Annotated in this window: 18 protein-coding genes; all 18 read right to left on the bottom strand. The window is 35.1% G+C overall.

The window, feature by feature from the left end; translation table 11 throughout:
• Positions 1-358: 358 nt before the first annotated feature.
• The gene (locus BLT22_RS01915; RefSeq protein WP_236048741.1) at positions 359-1,651 is read right to left on the bottom strand and encodes an AI-2E family transporter; all 1,293 of its coding nucleotides are present in this window, start codon (positions 1,649-1,651) and stop codon (positions 359-361) included.
• A 169-nt stretch (positions 1,652-1,820) separates the two neighbouring features.
• Positions 1,821-3,323: a lysine--tRNA ligase gene (gene lysS / locus BLT22_RS01910; protein WP_087057804.1), complete on the bottom strand. Its 1,503-nt coding sequence runs from the start codon at positions 3,321-3,323 to the stop codon at positions 1,821-1,823.
• Positions 3,324-3,656: 333 nt separating this feature from the next.
• Positions 3,657-4,541 carry an Hsp33 family molecular chaperone HslO gene (gene hslO, locus BLT22_RS01905; protein WP_091760075.1) on the bottom strand — a complete coding sequence of 295 codons (885 nt, stop codon included), beginning with the start codon at positions 4,539-4,541 and terminating at the stop codon, positions 3,657-3,659.
• A 123-nt stretch (positions 4,542-4,664) separates the two neighbouring features.
• Positions 4,665-6,794, bottom strand: a complete 2,130-nt coding sequence (gene ftsH / locus BLT22_RS01900; protein WP_091760072.1) for an ATP-dependent zinc metalloprotease FtsH — start codon at positions 6,792-6,794, stop codon at positions 4,665-4,667.
• Between the two features lie 184 nt (positions 6,795-6,978).
• The gene (gene hpt / locus BLT22_RS01895; protein ID WP_087056867.1) at positions 6,979-7,515 is read right to left on the bottom strand and encodes a hypoxanthine phosphoribosyltransferase; all 537 of its coding nucleotides are present in this window, start codon (positions 7,513-7,515) and stop codon (positions 6,979-6,981) included.
• A 52-nt stretch (positions 7,516-7,567) separates the two neighbouring features.
• The gene (tilS, locus tag BLT22_RS01890; protein WP_091760069.1) at positions 7,568-8,953 is read right to left on the bottom strand and encodes a tRNA lysidine(34) synthetase TilS; all 1,386 of its coding nucleotides are present in this window, start codon (positions 8,951-8,953) and stop codon (positions 7,568-7,570) included.
• Between the two features lie 148 nt (positions 8,954-9,101).
• Positions 9,102-9,545 (bottom strand): S1 domain-containing RNA-binding protein, encoded by a 444-nt coding sequence (locus tag BLT22_RS01885; RefSeq protein WP_087056869.1) that lies wholly within the window; start codon positions 9,543-9,545, stop codon positions 9,102-9,104.
• A gap of 223 nt (positions 9,546-9,768) precedes the next feature.
• Positions 9,769-10,191: an FtsB family cell division protein gene (locus BLT22_RS01880; protein ID WP_087056870.1), complete on the bottom strand. Its 423-nt coding sequence runs from the start codon at positions 10,189-10,191 to the stop codon at positions 9,769-9,771.
• 174 nt (positions 10,192-10,365) lie between these two features.
• Complete coding sequence (locus tag BLT22_RS01875; protein WP_087056871.1) at positions 10,366-10,623, bottom strand: RNA-binding S4 domain-containing protein; 258 nt, start codon at positions 10,621-10,623, stop codon at positions 10,366-10,368.
• A 4-nt stretch (positions 10,624-10,627) separates the two neighbouring features.
• Complete coding sequence (locus tag BLT22_RS01870) at positions 10,628-11,677, bottom strand: MazG nucleotide pyrophosphohydrolase domain-containing protein (RefSeq protein WP_091760066.1); 1,050 nt, start codon at positions 11,675-11,677, stop codon at positions 10,628-10,630.
• A 25-nt stretch (positions 11,678-11,702) separates the two neighbouring features.
• Positions 11,703-13,289: a putative polysaccharide biosynthesis protein gene (locus tag BLT22_RS01865; protein WP_091760063.1), complete on the bottom strand. Its 1,587-nt coding sequence runs from the start codon at positions 13,287-13,289 to the stop codon at positions 11,703-11,705.
• Positions 13,282-16,824, bottom strand: coding sequence for a transcription-repair coupling factor (mfd, locus tag BLT22_RS01860; RefSeq protein WP_236048743.1), 3,543 nt, complete (start codon positions 16,822-16,824; stop codon positions 13,282-13,284). The genes BLT22_RS01865 and mfd overlap by 8 nt, the downstream gene beginning before the upstream one ends.
• Before the next feature lie 65 nt (positions 16,825-16,889).
• The gene (pth, locus tag BLT22_RS01855; RefSeq protein WP_087056875.1) at positions 16,890-17,450 is read right to left on the bottom strand and encodes an aminoacyl-tRNA hydrolase; all 561 of its coding nucleotides are present in this window, start codon (positions 17,448-17,450) and stop codon (positions 16,890-16,892) included.
• A gap of 149 nt (positions 17,451-17,599) precedes the next feature.
• Positions 17,600-18,001 carry a hypothetical protein gene (locus BLT22_RS01850; RefSeq protein ID WP_087056876.1) on the bottom strand — a complete coding sequence of 134 codons (402 nt, stop codon included), beginning with the start codon at positions 17,999-18,001 and terminating at the stop codon, positions 17,600-17,602.
• Positions 18,002-18,195: 194 nt separating this feature from the next.
• Positions 18,196-19,347 carry a mannitol-1-phosphate 5-dehydrogenase gene (locus BLT22_RS01845; protein ID WP_091760057.1) on the bottom strand — a complete coding sequence of 384 codons (1,152 nt, stop codon included), beginning with the start codon at positions 19,345-19,347 and terminating at the stop codon, positions 18,196-18,198.
• The gene (locus tag BLT22_RS01840; RefSeq protein ID WP_091760054.1) at positions 19,347-19,790 is read right to left on the bottom strand and encodes a PTS mannitol transporter subunit IIA; all 444 of its coding nucleotides are present in this window, start codon (positions 19,788-19,790) and stop codon (positions 19,347-19,349) included. The genes BLT22_RS01845 and BLT22_RS01840 overlap by 1 nt, the downstream gene beginning before the upstream one ends.
• A 17-nt stretch (positions 19,791-19,807) precedes the next feature.
• The gene (locus BLT22_RS01835) at positions 19,808-21,898 is read right to left on the bottom strand and encodes a BglG family transcription antiterminator (protein ID WP_091760051.1); all 2,091 of its coding nucleotides are present in this window, start codon (positions 21,896-21,898) and stop codon (positions 19,808-19,810) included.
• Positions 21,899-22,023: 125 nt separating this feature from the next.
• Positions 22,024-23,484 carry a PTS mannitol transporter subunit IIBC gene (locus BLT22_RS01830; protein ID WP_091760049.1) on the bottom strand — a complete coding sequence of 487 codons (1,461 nt, stop codon included), beginning with the start codon at positions 23,482-23,484 and terminating at the stop codon, positions 22,024-22,026.
• Positions 23,485-23,741: the final 257 nt, after the last annotated feature.

The following is a 23,741-nucleotide window of genomic DNA, read 5'->3' as shown; positions in this document are numbered from 1 at the left end:
TTAATTTTACTTTGTTCAGTTTTCAAAGATCTACTATTCTATAAGATGTCGCTGCGTTTGTCAGCAACTTTTATATCATACCATGTTGTCGATTCGATGTCAACAACTTTTTTAAAAAAGATTTTCAAGTCTTCTTTATGTAAGCGTTACACATGTCTCTATGACAACTACTTAAGTATATCTGATTGTTTGTTTATTGTCAAGAAAAATATTGTTTTTTGTAAAAACTTTTTCTTCTTTAAAACTAAGTTGCTTTGCAGCAACGAGATTAATAATAACAGGTTATCGACTTCTAGTCAATAGTTTTTTATGGAAAAATAAAAAAGCATACTCATAACTTTAAGAGTATGCTTTCTAACTATTTATTCTCGGAGTTTTCTTGGTCTTCTTTTGACTCTGTTTTATTCATTTCTTCTTTTGCTTCATCTCTATTTACTTTTGCTTCTTTTATATTTTTTTCGTATTGTTTGTCTTTGTGATCCTCGCCTCTTACTGCGTCTTCTATTGATTTAACTTCGTAATCGCCAGCTATATCGCCGTAATATTTATTGTATCTTTCTTTGAATTTTTGGAAAAAGTGGACAAATATTACTTTAAGAATTGCATAAATTGGCACTCCGAAAATTAAACCAAAGATGCCTAATAAATCTCCAATCACTAATAATACAACGATAATGGTCAGAGGATGAACATTAAGTTGTTTCCCCATAACGTTTGGTTCTATTAAATTTCCATCTACAAATTGGACGACTATCCATACAACAATTAAAAGTAGAACCATTGTCCACGAACTCATTAGCGCTATAACTACAGCTGGAATAAAAGCTAATGTTGGACCAATATACGGAATAATTGACGTAAAACCTGCAATGATCGCTAAAATCCCAGCATAGTCTAAATCAATAATCAAGAACCCAATAAACATCATAACTCCAATTGACGTAGCGATGATTAATTGCCCTTTAATGTACGCGCCAACTTGAGAATTAATTTCACTTGAAATACGTAATATATCTTCTCGCCATTTTGGTGGGACAGCAGATAGTACAGCTGTGGACATCTTCTTTTCATCTTTTAATAAAAAGAAAAGAATGAGCGGGAATGTAACCAAAGTAATTACCACGTTTGTCACACTGGAAACGACTGTAGAGACACCACTAAGCCCATCAGTTAGATATTGGTTAAGATTATCAGGAACTTGAGAGATAAAGGTCTCTCCTTGATTTATAAACGATTCAATTTGTTCACCAAAAGGTACATTATTTAGCCACTCTGAAGACGTGTTTATAAGTGTATCAATAAAAGAAGGGAAATTTTCAACCAAACTATTAAATTGATTACTTAGCAGTGGAATAAGTGTTCCAATTAATACTACAAACAAACCAATTAAAACAATAAATAATAAGGCTACTCCCCATAATCTTTTAATCTTTCTTTTTTCTAAAAAATCAATTATTGGATTTAATAGATAATATAGTAATAATGCTATTACAAAAGGCATCAAAACACTTGATATTAAAACAGCAATTGGATAAAAAATGAAATCAACTTGATTAAACAATACTATTATAATTCCAATCATAATAAGAACAGCTAGGGTAAAGACTAAACTTGATCCCCCTAAGAAATTAATCCATCTTGATTTTTTCATGTATCTTCCTACTTTCTATACAGTTAAATGTATTTATTCTATTATTCTATATCATTTACGTTACATAATCGAATGATTTGTGTGGATCAAATAAGATATAATAAAAAGCATGCTTTTCCCAAGTTTGATTTAGGGTAAACATGCTTTTTAAGTAAGTTGAAAATCTCATTTAATCAATATTTTTTAAAGTAGGAAATAATAATACGTCTCGTATTGTATGAGCGTCAGTCAACAACATAACAAGACGATCAATTCCGATACCAAGCCCACCTGTTGGTGGCATACCATATTCAAGAGCCTCAATAAAATCTTCGTCGATTTCTTGTGCTTCATCATTACCTTGATCTTTTTCTTTCATCTGTGCTTCAAATCTTTCTCGCTGATCAATTGGATCATTTAATTCGCTAAACGCATTTGCGTATTCATGACGCGCAATAAAAAGTTCAAAACGATCAGTAAACCTTGGATCTTCAGTATTTTTCTTAGCTAGTGGAGAGATTTCTAATGGATGCCCATAAACAAAAGTTGGTTGAATCAGTTTTTCCTCCACGAATGTTTCAAAAAATTCATTAACAACATGACCGAAAGTCGCATAATCATCTACCGCTACATTATGTTCTTTTGCTAACTGGCGTGCTTCATCACTAGACATATCTTTCCAAAAATCAATTCCAGTTTGTTCCTTGATCAAATCCACCATGTGCCTACGTGCCCAAGGTTTTCCTAATTCTATTGTTTCTTCACCGTAGGAAAGTTCATTTGTTCCTAACACTTTCTGAGCTACCGTCTTGATCATATCTTCAGTCAAATTCATGACATCTGATACGTCATGGTACGCTGTATACAATTCTAACATTGTGAATTCAGGATTGTGTGTAGTATCTATCCCCTCATTACGGAATACTCTACCAATCTCATAGACTTTTTCCATACCTCCAACAATTAAACGCTTCAAGTGCAATTCAATGGCAATTCTTAGATATAGCTCCATGTCTAATGCATTATGATGTGTAATAAACGGACGTGCTGCTGCACCTCCTGCTAAATTGTGGAGCAAAGGTGTCTCTACTTCAAGATAATCTTTACTATTTAGATAATTTCTAATCTCTTGAATAATTTGACTACGCTTAGTGAAGCGTGCAAAGGAATGCTCGTTGGCTATCAAATCAAGATATCTTTGACGATATTTTTGTTCTACATTTGTTAATCCATGGTATTTATCTGGTAATGGTCGTAAAGCTTTTGATAAATAAGTTAGTTTTTTCGCTCGTACGGTGACTTCACCAGTATTGGTTTTCATTACAGTACCTTCAATACCTAAAAAATCTCCTAGATCAGCTGTTTTGAAACTTTCATATTCTTCGTCTCCTACAGCATCTTTACGTACATAAATTTGAATCATCCCTTTTTTATCTTTGAGATGAGCAAATCCGGCTTTGCCTTTTCCTCTTTTAGTCATTAAGCGTCCCGCTATAACCACAGAGTATTCTTTTTCAGATAATTCTTCTTTTGATTTATCTGTAAAGGATTCTTGTAATTCAGAAGAAAAGTGTGTCCTTTCAAACCGATCTCCAAACGGATCAATTCCGCGTTCACGTAATTCATTCATCTTTTCTCGACGTACCATAAGTTGATCATTTAATGTTTCTTGATTTGATGGCTCTTGAGTCATTCGTTTCTTCGCTCCATTTCTGTTTAAACTTTTTAATTATCTTTAATATATACCCATTTTTTATTTCATCTATTCTTGTTCATTTCTATTTTGCTTCAAAAGTAAATAATTCAATGACTTTAATTATTTAGTTCAGACCAACTAAGCTAAATGATTTTTATTTTTCGAAGAAAAAATTACTTTTCAATTTATTATTAGTATAATTTTTATGCACTATTTTTTTTAATGAAAGCTTTATACTTTATTTACTATACTTTGGTTCTGAATTATAGTAACACAACTCCTATTCTTCTTAAAGACAGAATGCGAAACCCCGCTTAAAAACTTGCCTGGTTACTGAGAAGCTGCTTCTTCTTTTAGTTTTTCTAAATCATTTTCGGTATATTGATATTTTGTACGACAGAAATGACAAACCGCTTCTGCTCCATGATCCTCATCTATCATATTCTGAATCTCATCTACTCCAAGGGATATAATTGCATCTCCAAATCGTTCTTTTGAACAATCACACTTAAACTGAACTGGTGTCGTCTCAAGCAGCTGATAATTATCTTTACCAACTAATCTTTCTAAAATCTCATCAGGTGTTTCACCATTTTCCATTAATCTAGATACTAATGGTAATTCTGCAATTACTATTTCTAATTTTTTTATCGTTTCTTCTTTAGCATTTGGTAATACTTGGATCATAAACCCGCCTGCAGCTTTAACTGTTTCATCTGGATTAACTAGTACAGATACACCAATTGCTGATGGTACCTGTTCAGAATTTGCCATATAATAGGTGAAATCTTCTCCCAGTTCCCCACTCACTAGCGGAACTTGACCGACAAAAGGTTTTTTCATACCTAAATCCTTACTGACCGTCAGCATTCCATCAGTACCAACAGCACCTCTTACGTCTAATTTCCCATGGCTATTCAATGGTAAATTCACTTGGGGATTATGAATATAGCCTTTTGTCTCGCCTTTTCCATTGCTATCAATCACTAAATACCCTATTGGACCATTTCCTTCAATTCTTACAGTGATTTTTTCGCGTCCTTTTAAAGTGGCTCCCAGCAACGTTGTTCCTATCATTGCTCTTCCTAACGCTGCAGTAGCAGTACTCCAACTATCATGTTTCTTCTGTGCTTCATTGACCATCTCAGTTGCTTCTACTACATACACTCTGATTTCGTTTTGGTAGGCTAACGCTTTTATTATTTTATCTGTCAAATCATTCTCTCCTTGACTAGTTAGAGTCTTTTGATTATCTTACTATATTTCATTAAACAAGGAAAGAAGAGGAGGGTGATGTTTCACCTCCTCTTCTCATCCTTTATCATTTTGTTCTACAGATTACTTTTTCTTATTATCCTCATCCGAAGAAACTTTATCGTTATCTTCTGAATCAGATACTTGTTCATCATGGGTTTCTTCTTCAAACTGTTTTTCTCGTTCTTTTTCTTTTTGTTCTCTAGCTGCTTTCACTTCTTCGAACGAAGTGCCGATAGGTTCTTCTTCTGGATCTCTATCCGCTTCTTCACTTTCTCGTGGAAATTCAACTGGATCATTGCTGTGTTTATCTGGCATTTCACCTTTTTCAAATAAACTCATGATTTGTTTTTCGTCCAGTGTTTCAACTTCAAGTAGTTTTTGAGCAATCAAGTCATGCGCATCTTTATGTTCTTCAACAATGCGTTTAGCTTCGTCATGCGCTTCATTAATAATTCTCAACACTTCCTGATCGATCTGATAAGCAAACTGTTCAGAGTATGCTTTGGATTGTGAATAATCTCTTCCTAAGAAGACTTGTCCATTTCCTTCATATTGAACCGGACCTAATAAATCACTCATTCCGTATTCTGTTACCATACTTCTAGCCAATTGTGTTGCTTGTTGGAAGTCGTTAGATGCTCCACTAGATTGAGAGTCAAATATAAGTTCTTCCGCCACGCGTCCACCTAAAAGACCCACGATTTGTTCAAACATTTCTTTTTTAGTCATTAAGAAACGATCTTCTCTTGGAAGCATGATAGCATAGCCACCCGCACGTCCTCGCGGAACAATCGTTACTTTATGGACAATTCGTGCATCATTTAAGACTAATCCGACAATAGTATGACCTGCTTCATGATAAGCTACCATACTTCGTTCGACTTTAGAAATTACACGATCTTTTTTCGCTGGTCCGGCTATTACTCTATCATGTGCTTCATCAACATCTAATGCTTCGATTTGTTTACTATCACGTCTAGCTGCAATCAATGCTGCTTCATTTAACAAGTTCTCAAGATCTGCTCCGGCAAAACCAGGAGTTTGTTTCGCAATTTGCTTCAAATCAACGCTAGAACCCATAGGTTTATTTTTAGAATGAACTTTAAGGATTGCTTCACGTCCTTTGACGTCTGGTCGACCCACAAGGATACGACGGTCAAAACGACCGGGACGAAGCAAAGCTGGATCTAATACATCTTGTCTGTTAGTAGCTGCTACAACAATGACGCCTTCATTACCAGTGAAACCGTCCATTTCTACTAATAATTGATTTAGTGTCTGTTCACGTTCATCGTGTCCGCCACCCATTCCAGCTCCACGTTGACGTCCAACTGCATCAATTTCATCAATAAAGATGATTGCTGGCGCGTTTTTCTTAGCATTTTCAAACAAATCACGTACTCGGCTCGCACCGACCCCAACAAACATTTCTACAAACTCAGATCCTGATATAGAGAAGAATGGAACGCCTGCTTCTCCAGCCACTGCTTTTGCAAGTAATGTTTTACCTGTTCCTGGAGGACCTTCTAGTAATACTCCTGCTGGGATTCTCGCACCTAAGTTTGAGAATCTGCGAGGATCTTTAAGGAACTCTACGATTTCAACTAGTTCTTCTTTTTCTTCATCTGCTCCTGCAACATCTGAGAAGCGAACTTTACTGGTTTTTGCATCATTTTCTTTAGCTTTAGACTTACCAAAGTTCATTACACCTCGGCCACCACCAGCACCGCCGCCACCTTGTCCGGCTTGATTCATCATAAAATACAAGAATCCTACCAGTAAAAATAACGGTAATATTGAAATTAAAAGACTTCCCCAAATCCCAAGAGAGGGTTCCTCAAGAGGTTGGATTTTCACATCGTTCTCATTGGCTAAAGCCATTACTTCTTCTACTGATGAATCGTTCTGTAGAATAGCTGTTGTAAAATTTGTTTTGTCCTGTTCTACGTTTCCAAAAATTGAAATACCATTTTTATTTTCTACTTCAGGTTCTTGATTTTTTCGAAACTCTCCACTGACCTCGTAAATACCGCCTGTTGGTTGAATTGTAAATTCTGATACTCGATCTTCTTCAAGAAATTCAACAAACTCAGTTGAAGTAAATCCTTCTGATGCTCCGTCAGAACCCCTTGTCGCCCAAGACACAATCCCTATGACTGCGATAAACACCAAGATGTAGAAGAGTCCACTATTGAAAAATCCCTTCTTCATTTCATCCTCCATCTAACTATTAGTTTTGTTATTTAAATAGTCTATACTATTTAGAATTGATACTGTTTTATACTTTACTTATGTTAACATACTTGACCTATTTTGACTATGAATTTTGTTTGATGATTTTATTATTAAAAGAAAACTATTTCTTTTTTGTTTTATAAAGGTAGTATTCTATACTCTATTGATAGATTTCAGGCTTCAATACTCCAATATACGGTAGGTTACGGTATCTTTCTGCAAAATCTAGTCCATACCCAACAACAAACTCATGCGGCACTTCAAAACCTATCCAGTCAACTGTCATGTCTACTGCTCTACCCGATGGTTTATCAAGTAAAGTTACAATTTTTACAGAAGCCGCTTTTCTATACTTGAACATATCTTTTAAATACGCTAGGGTACGTCCAGTATCAATGATATCTTCTACAAACAATACGTGTCTACCTTCCACATTAGTATCTAAATCCTTAAGTATCTTAACTTCTCCTGAAGAGGTTGTCTCGTTTCCATAGCTGGAGACATCCATAAAGTCAATTTCAAGATAAATTTCCATAGCTTTAATCAAATCAGCCATAAAAGGCAAAGCACCTTTCAACACACCAACTAGTAAAGGATTTTTATCTTTATACTCTTCTGATAATATTTCCCCAAGTTCTTGAACCTTTTTTTGTATTTCTTCTTCTGAAATTAATATCTTTTCCATGTCTGACTTCATGTTGATAGTACTCCTTTTTATTAGTTTATAATCTTTTGTAAAAATAGTGGGATTATTCTTTTAATATCAACCCGTACTGTATTTTATCAGGTATCTTTTTAGTAGACAATGACGATTCTTTTAATCCTAGTAGCCAAAGGACCTGTTTCTCTGCATCTTCTATAATAATAGCCTCTTTTCTCTTAGAGGACGGTATCTTCTGATCAATCAAGATTCTCTGAATTTTTTTGGTTCCGTTTATTCCTTTTATATTTATGCGATCACCAGCAGCTCTATGACGAATCTTTAGTGGCAAAGTAATGGATTCTAAGTTAAAAAATAGGGTAGCAATCTGTTTTTTTGACTCAATTATTTCATTAGAATAGAATAATCCAATTTTTTTCCCATTAGGTAGTAACACCCATTTCCCTATCTCGAGTTGTTTAGCATCAGACAAGAGTTTAGGCTGAATATGTGCCTCTTTACAGATTGAAAAATCATTATACTCTTTAATACCTACGTAATCTCCAGGAAGCTCTATTTTACTATTAGCTTTATCACTATGGAGCCATTTCTGTAAAATTTCTACATGGCCTCTTTTATATTGCAGCGAACTTTTTTCATAAAGTCTATCAAGCATATGCTTAAGGACTAATCTTTGTATACTGTCTGACTGCATCAGAAAGGATTGTTTACTTATTTTCACGCCATGTTCTTCAAATAATAGACATTCAGTTGCTTGTTTATCAATTATTGGATTTACAATGTCCAAGAAATCTTGAAGGTCCGCTGCAAAGTTTGTCAGGTGATCTTCGACTTCTTTATTTTCTTCTTTTAATAAAGGTAAAATCTTATTTCTATAACGGTTTCTAGTATATTGAGACGAAGCATTACTCTCATCTTCATAAAATTCAAGTTTATTTGCCTTGGCATAGGTATATAGCTCGGATTTTTTAAAATCGAGCAAAGGTCGAATAATTTCCCTATCTTTAAATAACCTATTTTTATGAATTCCTACTAATTGACTTATGGCACTCCCTCGAACCATTCTCATTAAGATGGTCTCCGACTGATCGTTTTTATGATGAGCCGTCAGTAACTTCGTAATATTCTGCTCGACCATAACTTGATAAAAAAATTGATACCGTATTTCTCTAGCAGCCTCCTCCGTTCCAGATTGCGGCTGATCTTCTTTAGGCCATATATAAGAATAAAATGGGACTCCTAAATTTTCTGCTATCTTTTTAACAGCCTGTCGCTCTGTTATTGACGTGCTGCGCAATTGATGATCAACATAGGCGATTGAATAAAACGGTCTGCTCTCACTAGGTAAATGAGTGATCAAATGCAAAAGGACCATGGAATCTACTCCACCAGAAACCGCGACTAGCACTTTATCTTCGCTTGTCCAGTAATGATTTTCTCCTATTATCTTAGTGAACTTATCTGTCAAGCCCATCTCAAGTCCCTTTCTACATTTTCAGCTTTCATTTATTAACACAGAAGAATTCTATCTATAAATAGCTTGGTTGGTAACAAAAAAGGGTTAGGGAAACTCCCTACACCCTTTTTACTAGATCGGACGTTTACTCAAAAAAGCAAACTGATTATCCTCTACGTCCGCCGCGTCCGCCACGTTTATTTTCTGTATTACGTTTTAAAGAAGTTAAGCGATCTTCACTATCTTTCAAGAACGAGTTCATCAAAGAATCAAAATCCTCTTTTTTAGGAGCTGAAAAATTGCTGCGCTTATTTGAATTACTGCTACTTTTAGCACGTTGAGGCACTTTTTTCTTGGGAGCTTCTTCGGCAGGTTTATCTTGGGCTTTACGAATAGATAATCCTATCTTTCCATCATCCGCTATAGACAACACTTTCACCATGACCGTTTGTCCAACTTCAAGCACTTCGTTAATATTTTCAACATAATTATCGGATACTTCACTAATGTGTACCAATCCAGTTTTCTTGTCTCCAAGATCAATGAATGCACCGAAATTCGCAATCCCGGTAACCTTACCTTCTACTTTGCTTCCAACTTCTATTGACATGTTTTCTTTGTTGCCTCCTAATTAATTTGTCCATATTATACCATGCTAAAATTTTAGAATAAAGTGTTTTAGAAAGGTTTTGACTACAATCACCAAAAATTATTCGCATTATTCCAACTTATTTCTTTTATTACGGGAATAAATTTTGGATTTAGGATATGTTCTTCTGCTAAATCCGAATTCTTAATGATGCTGACATTGTATTTATATTTCTACAATCCACTTATTTATCTGTGTCCGACTGCCCCTCTGCAACTTCTGCATAATCCGGGTTTTTATCTTCTGGAAAACTAAAGACAATCTCATTATCTTTAGTTAAGTAGTATTCGCTTCTAGCAAGCTTAAGTACATAGTCCTCGTTTTCCAAAAGCCCTACATAATAATTCAATTCTTCTTGATGTAATTCTAGTGCTTCCAGTTTTTCTTTTGCTTCTGTTTTTTCAACATTTGATTCTTGTAACTGCTGATAATTATTAAAAAGTGGTGTCACTAAAAGGGATACAAAGAATAGTCCACAGATAGCAATTAACGTTGTTCGTCTTTTAACAAACTTAATTCGTTTTCGCTTTCGGATGCTCTCCAAAGTCTTCTCTTCTATGTACTGGTTATTCAATTTTGTAATGACTGGTTGCTTTTTCTTCTCCATTACACTCTACCCTCTCAAAGAATAACTTTTTTAATAGTATAATGATTATAGCAATAATCTCTCTGTATGCAAAGGATTGTCACAGTAATTTAATATAACCTATTTACAGTTCCTCATCTGCTAAGAAAGATTATAGCTACTCATCTATTCAAATAGGATTCATTTAAGCACGTTCTAATTATTATATTTTTCTTCAAGGATACTATATAATTCTGAAGCTTCATCTTTTTTAGTTGTATCCCTTAGGTCTTCAACCTTTGCAATCATCGTCTTATTCCCAAAGCGAATTTCCAATTCATCGCCAACTTTTACTTGAGTAGAAGATTTTGCTGGTTTACCATTAATCTGAATACGATCTTTATCAGCTATTTCTTTAGCAACTGATCTTCTTTTAATAATTCTTGATACTTTCAAAAATTTATCGAGTCTCATTTTACTACCTTCTCTCTTCTTTTTCTTTTTGTTTTATTTTTTGCCATATGGTATTTACTTCTTCCACAGTATTAGCGGTAACACCATCAAATACATGCGGATGTCTACGTCTTAATTTACGATTGATACCTTCTAATACTTCTTCTAAAGTAAATTGACCTGTTTTTTCTGCTAAATTGGTATGATATAAAATTTGCAGCAAGACATCTCCCAACTCTTCTATTATATTATCGACATCTTCTTGTTCATAAGCTTGAATCAACTCATCTACTTCTTCTTTTAAGTAAGACAGCAGTGATTCAGGAGTTTGTTCACGTATCCAAACATCTCCGTTTTCACTTGTTATTTCGTCAATATAAAATTGCAGTAATTCAAAGGACTTTACTCTTTCATCTCTTTTTAATGGTGGAATATACACAGATCGTAAATTGTGTATGCCATCAAAATGGTCTAATTCATACAAGGGTATCCATTTTATTTCTTCGTACTGACTTCCTGCTGCATCAACGATACACACTTGATGTTCATCTGGATATAACTCCATTAGCGTCAGCTTAACTTCACTTGCCATCAGCTGATTAAACACTTGCATAATAATTAGTGATTGGCCTATTTGAATCTCATCTTGAGATAAATCAAAAGCATCCAATAGTTGAAACCCCTCTACAGGATCAATCGTTATCGCTTGAAACATATCATCAATAAAACTTTTTCCGCCAATAATTTCCACTTTTTTTCCTGATTCTAACAGCAATTGAACACTTTTTTCAGCGACCATCGGATGTCCCGGAACAGCATACACAATATCTCTTTTCTCTGATAATTTCAAAAGGTTTTCTACAATCGCAGGATAAACTTGCTGAAAAGATGAAAAATTTTCATAGTAATCATCAAAAAAAGTCATCTCTACGCCTTCTTCTTCCAACTCTTTAACCACTGGATGCTCTTTCGTTCTAACATAAAGTTTATCTGACTGTTTAATTGTTCTATAAACGCCTAATGGTAATTGTTCTAACTCTGAAGCACCTAAACCAATTACTTTGATTTTCCCCATCGAAACCTTCCTTCCTAGGATTAGATTATTCATTTCTAAAACGACTAAATTTCTCTTTAAAAGGGATATATTGCCATTCTTGTTCACTTAAAAGATCAAAAAGCATTAACCCTTTAATAAATATAATACCTCCAAAGAAAGTTCCAATAAATGTCAAAACAAGAGACACCGCTCTTCCCATAAGAGGAAATATCAGTTCCAGTCCTTTAAGAGTCAAATAGGTTATTCCTCCCATAATAATAAGCGTAATTAGGATTTTAAAAATCTTTCTATCTTCAAGAAATTTAATCCAGATTTTTTTCGGCATTTGACTGTTCATTAATAATAGAACAATCAACAGCGAGAAAATAGTCAAATAACTCGAACCCATAATCCCTAAATGTTTTACTGCAAATTGATTTATTGAAGCTTTAACCATGAGCCCAATCAGTAAGGCAATCAGTGGTAACATTCGGTTCGTTTTACTCTGCAGGATAGATAATGTGCTACTAATCATGGAAGCTAGCAAAATACTAATGACATAAATCCGCAATACGCCTGTCCCAGCTTCATCAGAAAACAGCGCATGATTAAGCCAAGGCATAATGGCAATTAATCCCACAGAAGCAGCTCCTGAAAATAAAAAAGTTAGATTCAAAACTGTGAAACTGATTTTTTCCCATTCTTCTTTTTTATTTTCTCGACTGTATTTTCTAAGCAATGGTAATGCACTCGTTGAGATTCCTAGGCCAACAACTAGCCCAAGCTGAACAAATGGTTGTCCTCTATCATAAATTCCTTTTAAGCTCATTGCCATTTGTTCAGATATACCTGACTCTATTAGCCCGTTATAGATCGTAAAGGAATCTAACAATTGAAAAAGTACCATCATACTGCTCATTGCGGTTAATGGTAACCCTTCAGCCATTAACCTTCGACCAATTTCAAAAAAATTCTGTTTATCAAACACTTTACTAGTGTCTTTTTTTTCTGCTCTATGGAATACGTACCAAAATAATATAACCGAACCAACTATACCCGCAATCCAGGAAGATGATAGGGCTATACTTCCCATTTGGTAAACAGTCCAATCAGTAATTGTATAAGTGTATGCTGCTCCTAACAAGACCAAAATCCTTGCAATCTGCTCTCCCACCTGTGAAATACCAGTGGGGATCATATCTAGATTCCCCTGAAAAAAACCACGTATACTAGATAGAAAAGGTATAAACAAATAAATGTATGAAACTGAACGAATCACTGGTAAAAGCTCTTCATCTCCCATTTTTTCAGCAATCCAACTCGCTCCAAGCCAGAAAAAAACAAACAAGGTAAATGATATGATCATCAGCCATAACCCAATCTGTTTTATAATCAATTGTTGCTTAGAAGTTTCGGTTTCTTCTGCAACCAATTTCGAGATAAATAATGGCAGACCGTTTAAAGAGAGTGCCACTGCAATGCCATAAAGTGGATAGATCTGCTGATAAACATAGAACCCTTCATCTCCTGTTAAATTCTGAAACGGAACTTTATATAAAGCACTCAGCACTTTCGTTATAAATGCAGCTACTGATAGAACCAACGCGCCTTTCATCATATGATTTTGATGGTTATTATTTACTTTATTCATTTTCTTTCCCTGCTGCTACCTCTTTTTTATTCATTTGAAATTCTGAAATATTTTTAGAGAATAAAACTAATGTGTCTAACCACTCATTATCCATTAATCTAACAGGTAACTTGAAATCAATACTCAAGCGTTCATTTGTGTTCATATTTGTTTTCAAACTGATCTTTTTCAAAGCTTTGAAAACTTCTGGTAATGGCAAACTTTGCGTGCCTTCTTTAGAGAAGGTAACAGTAACTTGTTGTTTATCTCGTTTAATCGTTTCAATCAATGCTCTATCGCTATACATTTTAAGCAATCCAACTGTTAACAGATCAGAAACTTCTTGAGGATAATCTCCAAAACGATCAATCAATTCATCTTGAAGTTCTACATAATCCTGATCACTAGCAAACTCACGGATACGTTTATACAACTCGATTTTCTGTCTTTCATCTTCAATGAATGTGCTCGGAAGATAAGCATCCACTGAAAGATCTAGTTCAACATTAGTATGCTGCTGCGTCGTATCTCCTCGTTTTCTCGCTACTGCTTCTGATAGCATTTGAGAATATAGATCGAATCCAACTGAGTCAATAAATCCATGTTGTTGCTGACCCAATAGATTCCCAGCTCCTCGGATAGATAGATCTCTCATCGCAATCTTAAATCCAGAACCCAGCTCAGTAAAATCTTTGATTGCCTGCAATCTTTTTTCACTGACTTCTGTTAAAATTTTATTTGGTTGATGCATGAAATAAGCATATGCAACGCGACTACTTCGGCCAACACGCCCTCTTAATTGGTACAATTGTGAAAGCCCCATACGATCCGCATCTTCAACTAGAAGCGTATTTACATTGGGCATATCAATTCCCGTCTCAATAATCGTCGTTGTAACCAGTACATCATAATCTCCTTGAATAAATTCGAATAGGACATTTTCCAGCTGGCCTTCAGACATTTGTCCATGTGCTACCCCTATGCGGGCATCTGGAACAAGCTGTTGAAGTTCTTCAGCTCTCTGATCAATTGTGCTTACACGATTATGAAGATAAAAGACTTGTCCGCCACGAGCCAACTCTCTCTTCATAGCTTCTCCCACTACAGCACCATTCATTTCCATCACGTAAGTTTGCACCGGGTAACGATTTGCAGGCGGAGTCTCAATAACAGACAAATCTCTTACACCAAGCATGGACATGTGTAAGGTTCTAGGTATTGGAGTAGCCGTTAGGGTTAGTACATCTACTTCATTTTTCAATTGTTTAAGTCGTTCTTTATGTTTAACCCCAAAACGCTGTTCTTCATCAACCACAAGTAACCCTAAATCTTGAAATACAACATCTTTAGACAAGATTCTGTGCGTCCCTACTACCACATCCACTTGTCCTTTACGCAATTCTTCTGTTAACTTCTTCATTTGTTGTCCAGTCCTGAAGCGGCTCATCAACCCTATTTCCACAGGAAAATCACTAAAACGTTCTAACATCGTCTCATAATGTTGCTGTGCTAAAACAGTGGTCGGCACTAATATAGCCACTTGTTTTCCATCTTGTACAGCTTTGAAAACCGCACGCATTGCGACCTCAGTTTTTCCATATCCAACATCCCCAACCAGCAAACGGTCCATCGGTTTATCTTTTTCCATATCTCTTTTAACTTCTTTGATCGACCGCAGCTGGTCATCTGTTTCAGAGTAAGGAAATGCGGCATCAAATTCATGCTGGTATTCATTATCTTCAGAAAAAGGAAATCCAGTTTTTCTTTCTCTTTCAGCGTATAACTCAATAAGATCATCAGCGATATCCTCTACTTGGCTTGCAACTTTTCTCTTCGTTTTTGCCCAAGCAGTGCCACCAAGTTTATTTATCTTAGGTGTTTTTCCTTCTGAAGATACATATTTTTGTAGCAAGTTTACTTGTGTGACCGGGATAAACAATTTAGATTCATTGTCATAAACGATCGACATATAGTCTTGATGTACTCCACCAATTTCCATTGTTTCCATCCCTGTATATCTGCCAATACCGTGATTTACATGAACAACAAAGTCTCCTGGATTCAGCTCTGTATAACTTTTCAGCCTTTCAGCATTTGTTATATTCTGACGACGGGCTTTTTTACGATTAACCCGATTAAATAATTCTTTTTCGGTCAAGACAGCTAATTTTTCGCTAGGTAATTCAAATCCATTCTGAACAGTTGATGAAATAACTTGTATTTTTTGCTCTTGTATTTCATCATTTCCCACAAGAATACTAGGGATTTCAAAATCCAATAGTGTACGGTTAACTTTGTCAGCCCGTTCTTCATCTACAGTCATTACGATTACAGTGTATCCTAATTTTTCCCAGCGATCCATTTCTGTTTTCAGCAAGTGCATTTGCCCAAAGAATTGCTGCATGCTACGATACTGAAAGGGATGGATTGCATCAAATCGCAGCCCTCCCATACCTTTCTGAAATAAAGCAAAATGCAGAATATCCAGCTGTTTCTTTTTGATCTCATGTCTAAAATCATTTGAGAAAGTCTGTTTCTGCAAAATCTGTCTTTGACTCAACTGAGAAGTAATCCACTCCGCTTCTTCTTCGTTCAAAAGAGCATCTTTTTCTAAAATCCTAGGGTATTCATCCATCACTAAAATAGCATCATTTTTCATATAATCTATTACAGAAGATTGCTTTTCATATAAATAATCTCTGAACTTAACTAAGTCATCTGTCAGTTCTCCGGTTTCTAAACCTTTGATTATAGAATTCAATTGTTTACTTAATTTTTGTTTGGCTTCATTATCTGTTAGAGCTGTTAGATTTTTTGATAATGCTTTTTTTAGTTTTTCAGCTGCTAATCCCATTTGTTCTTTTGTAACTAAAAAATCTGTGGCGGGTATTAAGGAAATTTTGTTTAAATTTTTTATAGAGCGTTGAGTATCTGCATTAAAAAACCTTAAGGAGTCGACCTCAACATCAAATAATTCGATTCTAACCGGATTTTCTTCTGTTAGTGGATAAACATCAATAATCCCCCCTCTGATACTAAACTCTCCTGGCGCAGCAACTTTTTGTTCTCTTCTATATCCCATTCCTATAAGCGATTCAGCAAAGTGATCAAACTCGATTTCAGCACCTAATTCAATATTGATATGAGACGCTTGAAATACTTCTTTCGGTGGTAATAACTTTCTCACTCCCGAAAGCGGAACAATAATTATTCCTGGGTTACCCGACAATAGATAATCTAACGCTTGTACTCTTTCTGCCCGAGCTTCAGGCGACGCAATCGCCATTTCAGCATGAATCATATCATCGACTGAAAACACAAATAACTGGTCATCAGGAATTAGACCAGTGAAGTCTGCCATCAATTGATTGGCATGATATAAGTTTTGCGTTATAACCACAATCTGTTTTTGTTTCTCTTTCAATAAAGAAGAAAGAAACAAGGCTCTAGCAGATCCAGCGATTCCAGTAATCAATTGTGTTTTTTGCTGTCCAATAGTTGATAAAATCTCTTGTACAGAGGATTTCTCTGATAAAAAACTTGTAATCGTTGACAATAGTTTCCTTCTCCTTTTCAAATTCGTACAATAATTCATACTATCTTTTTTAGTTTATTTTTAATTTAATTAAATTTAGTCATTGTATCCTGGAACGTTTTTCCTTCTGACCAGTATTTAACAGCATCAGCTGTTACTTTGACCGCTGACAGCATATTTTCATGAACATCTTTTTCAAATCCGCTTAATACATGAGAAATTACAGACTGATTTGGATAAGGTCTTCCCACACCTATACGGATTCTGTTAAAATTCTGCGTTCCAATATGCTGAATAAGACTTTTAATTCCATTGTGGCCTCCAGCGCTACCTTTCATTCGCAAACGAATTTTTCCAGTTGGCAAATCCATATCGTCATATATTACTACAATATCTTCTTCCGATAAATTATAAAAATCCATCCACGGACGAACAGATCTTCCAGAATCATTCATATAAGTCTGAGGCTTAATCAATACAACTTTTTCTGATCCAATTCTTCCTTCTGCATAAACAGAATCAAATTTACTTTTATTAAACGCTAATCCTAGTTGATAAGCAACTTCATCTAATGCAATAAAACCAATATTATGTTTCGTTTCCTTATATTTAGCTCCTGGGTTCCCTAATCCTATGACTAATTTCATCGTCAAACTCCCTTGCTTCGCATTTTCTTATACATGCAAAAAAGCTGAACGATTTATCCGTTCAGACTTTTTCTTGAACTCTTTAAATTGAGTATATCATAGTAACTAACTGAATTAAATCTTTCTTGCTTTACTAGTTGAGGATACTACTACGTCTTTTTAACAAATTGATTATGACAAGAGGGACAAGTAATCTTAACTTTCCCTTTCCCTCTAGGAACACGCACTTTCTGTTTACAGTTATTGCATTTATAGTATTTATAGACTTTTCGTTGTACTTGCTTGTTTTTCAAACGCTGTATTTTTGTCATTACCTTTTGTTTCACTTTAATGTATCGAGTAAACTCTCTGTACCGATTTGTTTTTTCTTTAGATAGAACACGCAAGATTGCGTAAGCTATAAGAGCAATTCCTATGCCTTGTAAGAGCCACCCTCCAAAAAATCCAGATAATATGTTTGCTATAAGCCCTACTACCATCAATACCTTAGAAAGCTCATCCATTCCATAGCGACCATTCATATAAAACATTAATTTTTGAATAAATTGCATTAGAACCCACCCTTTTGTCTTGTTTAAATATTATACCAGTAAAGTGTTAAGAATTTATGAAAATTTATTCTTTTGAATATTCTTTGTCTTATATATAGACATAAAAACCGGAGCCTCCTAAAAGGAACCTCCGGTTTAAGCAAATTTTTTATTCTATTGCACTATTTGATAGCCTAGTATCAATTTCGTTGTTCTTATTTAGAAATCTCTTCGTATTTGTCTACAATTCTTTTTTGAATATCCTTGTTGTTTAATTGAGTAACCTCTTGTACAACATAAGAAACTGATTTTTCATTTAGCATATTTTGTAATTCTACACTCTCAGAATCATTTAGATCATTATATCGTAATGCTTTTGCCACTGTAGCAACCAATGCATTAACTGATAATCCTCTTTCATAAGCTTCTCTAATTGGTCTAATAAAACGTTCATCATACCCAAGTTTCCGGATAGGTGTTCGACCTACTCTGGTTACATCGTCAGATAATTTAGGATTTTGAAATCTGGATAGTATTTTTTCAATATAAGCTGTATGTGTTTTTTCATCAAATCCCCATTTATCAATTAATAAAGCGCCTGTTTCTTGCAGTACATTCTTGACCTCTTTAAGGACTTTATCATCTTTTAATGATTCGTCAATTGTTTGATATCCAGCAAAAGCTCCGTTATAGGCAACTGTTGCATGTCCTGTATTTACTGTAAATAATTTTCTTTCTATAAATGGTGCCAGGTCTTCTACGTAATGAACTTGTTTCAGTTTCAATTCTGTGTTTTTCATTCCCTGCAAACTTACTACCCATTCTTTGTAAGGTTCTACAGTAACTTTCAGTGGGTCTTCATGTGTTTGCTGGGGAACGATACGGTCTACAGCTGCATCGGGAAAGCCTACATACTGCTCTAAGTATTCGGCTACCGTTTCATCTTTAATGTGACTCATTACTTCTTGTTTCAAGAAAGAGCTACCACCAATCATATTCTCACAAGCAATTATGTCAATAGGTGTTTCGTTTTGAAGCTCTTTTCTTTTTTGAATTCCTTGAGCAATTAACGGTGCGATTAATGGTAAAATATTGGGTCCAATAGCTGTAGTAATCAATTTCGCTTCTGCTATAGCTTCGATTACTTCAGTTGGATTTTTTGCATTATTAATTCCATAGACAGTGTCTACTTCAATAAGCGTTCCCTCATCGGAGGCTTCCTCGATTGTATATTTATTTTCTTTGTTTAATGCGTTAATAACCTGTTCATTTACATCTACAAATGCAATTTTTGAATGATTCTGATTTAAAACTTCTCCAATGAATCCTCGACCGATATTGCCGGCTCCAAAATGTACAGTTAACATTAGGCTTCAATACCTCCTAATAATTGAACAATTTCTTTTTCTGACTTCGCATCTGCCAGTTTCGTGACATTTTCAATTTCAGAACAGTACACAGCAATTTGAGACAAAACTTCTAAGTGATCGTCTCCAGCCCCTGCAATTCCAATAATGATGGTTGCTAGTTTATCCTCACCAATTTTTCCGAAATTAACACCCTCTGGTACTTGAACAACTGATATTCCAGTGTAGTTGATCAATTCCTTAGCATCTTCTCTCCCATGTGGAATAGCTATGAAATTGCCCATATAAGTTGAAACTGTTTCTTCTCTTTCGATCATGGATTCAATATATTTCGGTTTAACGTACCCACCATCTACTAATAAACGCCCAGCTTCTCTAATTGCCTCTTCTTTATTTGAAAATGATTTATTTAATACTACATTCTCTTCTTTTAAAATTGTCATGCTATTTTACTCCTCTTTTAATTCATTTTTTCTAAAAATAGTTGATTCAGATGATGCTCTATTTGTTCTTTCGATCCATTATTAAACAGATGTAGGTTGGCATCACTTTCTACTATAGACGCACTGATCGTACCCATCATATCCTGTGTTGAAGCATCCATAGGATCAGGAGCTAGAAGTAACAAAATCCGGTTTAATTTCATCTTTTTCTGCTCCATATTGATAATGTCAAATGGTTGTGGCAAATCGACTATACTAAAGGATGGTTCTTTTATTGTTTCGTGAATACAGTGAAACAAGCCTATTCCGGTATTCGGTATACCAATCGGCGCTGTATTCATACGCTTCTCCAATTTTTGTGCTACTACTCGTGGATCTTCAAGTACTGTTTCTGGCAGACCTAGACAGATTTGATAAAGTGTTTCTTGCAAGTTTTTATAATAGGCTATCTCCTTTAAATCAAATAACTCTAATAAACGCTTAACAGAAACAATTTTTGCGTAAAGATCTTGAAAACTTTGATGGTCCTCCTGTTTTTTCGGCATGCCTTTTTCTGAATCTCTTAATTCTCTTACCTTCTTACGTAGGAGTTGTCCGACGTAGGTTCTTATACTTTTAAGCTCATCGTCCATTAGCAGTGGAGTGACAACTTTGTATTCTTCTTCAAAACCTTGAAGAAATATTGTCGAAAGAATCAAATCATACTTTTCGTAATTCAGTTGATGCAGCTGTGAGATCCGAGATACATCTACATTTGTCACTTCAGGTATATTTTTTCTGAGTCTACTCTCTAATATCTTCGCTGTACCCATTCCACTTGAACAAATTATTAATACATTGAGTAACTGCGCACTAGAATTTCTTTCATATGCTGAAGCAAAATGAATAACCACATATAATAATTCGTTAAACTGGAACTCAAAATTCGGAAATTCTTTAGAAAGCTTCTCTTCTATTGTCAAACTTAAATCCTTATATTCATTATGGACTTTTTCAAGCAGAGGATTATTCACTTCTGGCATCGGAGCTTTATTTCGCTGTATAGCAGCAGATATATGTGCAAACAGGTCTTTAAACAAGGTTTCATCTTGATAAAATTGGACTTGCATCTCCTCAGAAACAGATCGAATCAGTTCTCTAACTTGAAAACTCAATTGAAGATCATAATCATCTGAAAACTCATCCCTAAGCGGAACATTAAGCCCATCAATCTGGAGAGCTAGAAAAACAACTTCTTCAAGTGGAATATGACTCAAGCCGTATTGGGCACTGATTTCCTTTAATAATGCTCTAGAAATAGATTCACTGCGTTCCCGAACCTTCAATTCTTCTGTGTGCTTATTGATTTCTTTCAGTGCAACCAACTGATTCTCTTTGATTCTCTTAATTGAAAAAGTGATAAATAGAATCAAGCTTTGTAATTGAGTATCATTTACTTCTTCAAATTGAAATTCTTCATATTGTTTGACTAGCTTATACACAATTTCTAAAGCCGCTGGGTCAAGAACTTTCAAAAAAGGATTTTTATTTTTATTCATGACCTTTTTCTGGAGCAAATTATTCTGATCAAATAACTTAAAAAAATTATATTCATTTAATTCGCTAGCAATCAATCCGCTAACAATTAACCTTAGAGAAGATTCTGAAGCTTTTGCTTTAATTCCTCTAGCTTTTTTACGTTTAATTTGAATATCATACTCTTTAAAAATTTCTTCTATTGCCTGAAGATCCTGCTGAATCGTTCCCACACTGACCTTAAGATCATAAGCTAAAGATTCCATCTTTATTTCATGGGGTTCCATTAACAAGTTAATCATTAATAAGCTTTGTCTCTTTTTAGTGGTTAATTCATCTGAAGCATTATAAATTTCCGACTGCAATTCTTCAATGAATTTAGAATTCCCTTTTATATAATAACCATCTTCTTCTTTCTGTAATCTTAATTGGTACTGAGCAAGGGTACTTTCTAAACTAGAAATTTCTCTATAGATCGTTCTAGTACTTACGTTTAGTCGATTAGCTAAATATTTGATTGTTACACCATTCTTCTGATTCAATAAATGCTCTAATATTATTTTTTCTCTATTTGAGATGTACAGGTCGTTCACCTCTTTTCGTTTTCTTTAATTCTTTTAAGGATTTTCATAACCTAATTTATAAAAACACAGAAAACAGTGAATTTCTCCACTGTTTTCTTAGGGTTTTCGTGCTTACAAAATAGATTTTCTATCGATTAAGATTGATTTTTAATTTTTTGTACAATTTCATCGTATTTGGGACTGCCCAAGAAATTATCTACAGAAACATGAACCGCACTTGGCGTACGCTGAGAGGCTCTCTCTGTCAATTCTTCTTGGGTAATAACCAGTAATCCTTCTTCGTCTTGTAAGTTATTGATCGAAGAATTCGTTACACTTATATTTAAACCAGCTTCTTTTACTTTTTTCTTCATAAGGGAAGCACCCATTGCGGATGAACCCATTCCTGCATCACAAGCAAAAATAATTTTGCTAACATGATTATTTTCGACTGCATCTACTCCTGTTGCTACATCTCCTGAACCTATTGCTCCAGCACCATTGGCTGTAGCTTGTCCTTTAGCTTGCGCTTTGTTCGCTTTAGTTTTTGCAATTGCTTCATCCAACGCTTCTTCGCTCTCATCAGAACGATCTAATTTTAATATGATTGATCCTACTGCAAATGAAGCTGCTGCTGCAACTAGAACACTCGAGATAACGGCAATATATGCCCCTGAAGCCGTTGCTCCTAACACAGCAATAATTGAGCCTGGTGATGCTGGAGAACGTAAAGCTCCTCCTAAAATAACGTTAGTAAATGTTCCGGATACCCCACCGGCAATAGCTGCTAAAAACATTGCTGGTTTCATTAAAACGTATGGGAAATAAATCTCGTGGATCCCACCAATAAAGTGAATGAATACAGCTCCAAATGAAGATGATCTAGCTGAACCTTTACCAAAAGCCATATAAGATAATAAAATTCCAAGACCAGGTCCAGGATTTGCTTCAAGCAAGTAAACAATTGATCTACCTGTTTCAGCTGTTTGTTGTGCGCCCAGCGGAGTAAATATTCCATGGTTAATGGCGTTATTCAAGAATAATACTTTTGCTGGTTCAATAAATACGTTTGCAAAAGGTAGCAAATTCGCATCGATGATCCATTCTACCCCAGTAGCCATAGCATTATTCAATCCTAAAAACACTGGTCCGATTGCAACAAAGGCAGCTAAAGCTAGAAAGAATCCAATAATACCACTTGAAAAGTTGTTAACTAGCATTTCTAATCCAGTTGGGATCTTATCTGAGAAAAAGTCATCGAATTTCTTGATGACATACCCACCTAAAGGTCCAACCCCCATAGCGCCTAACAACATTGGTGCCCCAGGTGCTCCTAAGATTACACCCATTGTCGCGATTACCCCAACAACTGCCCCACGCTGTCCATGAACCATGCTTCCTCCTTGATACGCAATCAATAGTGGAATAAGGTAATTAATCATCGGTCCTACCATCGTTGCAAAATCTTCATTTGGCCAGAAGCCATCTGGAATAAATAATGCTGTAAGAATTCCCCAAGCGATCAAAGCTCCGATATTCGGCATGACCATTCCGCTTAAGTAAGAACCTAACCGTTGAATTGCTGACTTTCCACCTCTACTTTTTGTTTCTTGCATGTTATACTCCCCTTTATTAATAGTTTATTTATTGCTTAACTTTATAAACATATTGTAAGCGCTACGCTTACTTAATACTAGCTCTACTAGTGTGGACTTTGTCAAAGTTGTATTGACAAGATTCATATTAGTGAGCTGTTTATAAAATAAAGAATTATGAAGAGTTCCTTTATTTATAAAAGAGTTCTTACCTAATCGCTTCATTTTATTAAGTCTGGTTTCTTTTGCTTAAGATAATTAAGCAAATCTCTCTATAA

This window comes from Marinilactibacillus psychrotolerans (assembly GCF_900101525.1).
Taxonomy (GTDB): domain Bacteria; phylum Bacillota; class Bacilli; order Lactobacillales; family Carnobacteriaceae_A; genus Marinilactibacillus; species Marinilactibacillus psychrotolerans.
Note: the sequence above shows the minus strand (reverse complement) of the source record. Positions and strands in the feature narration are given on the sequence as shown.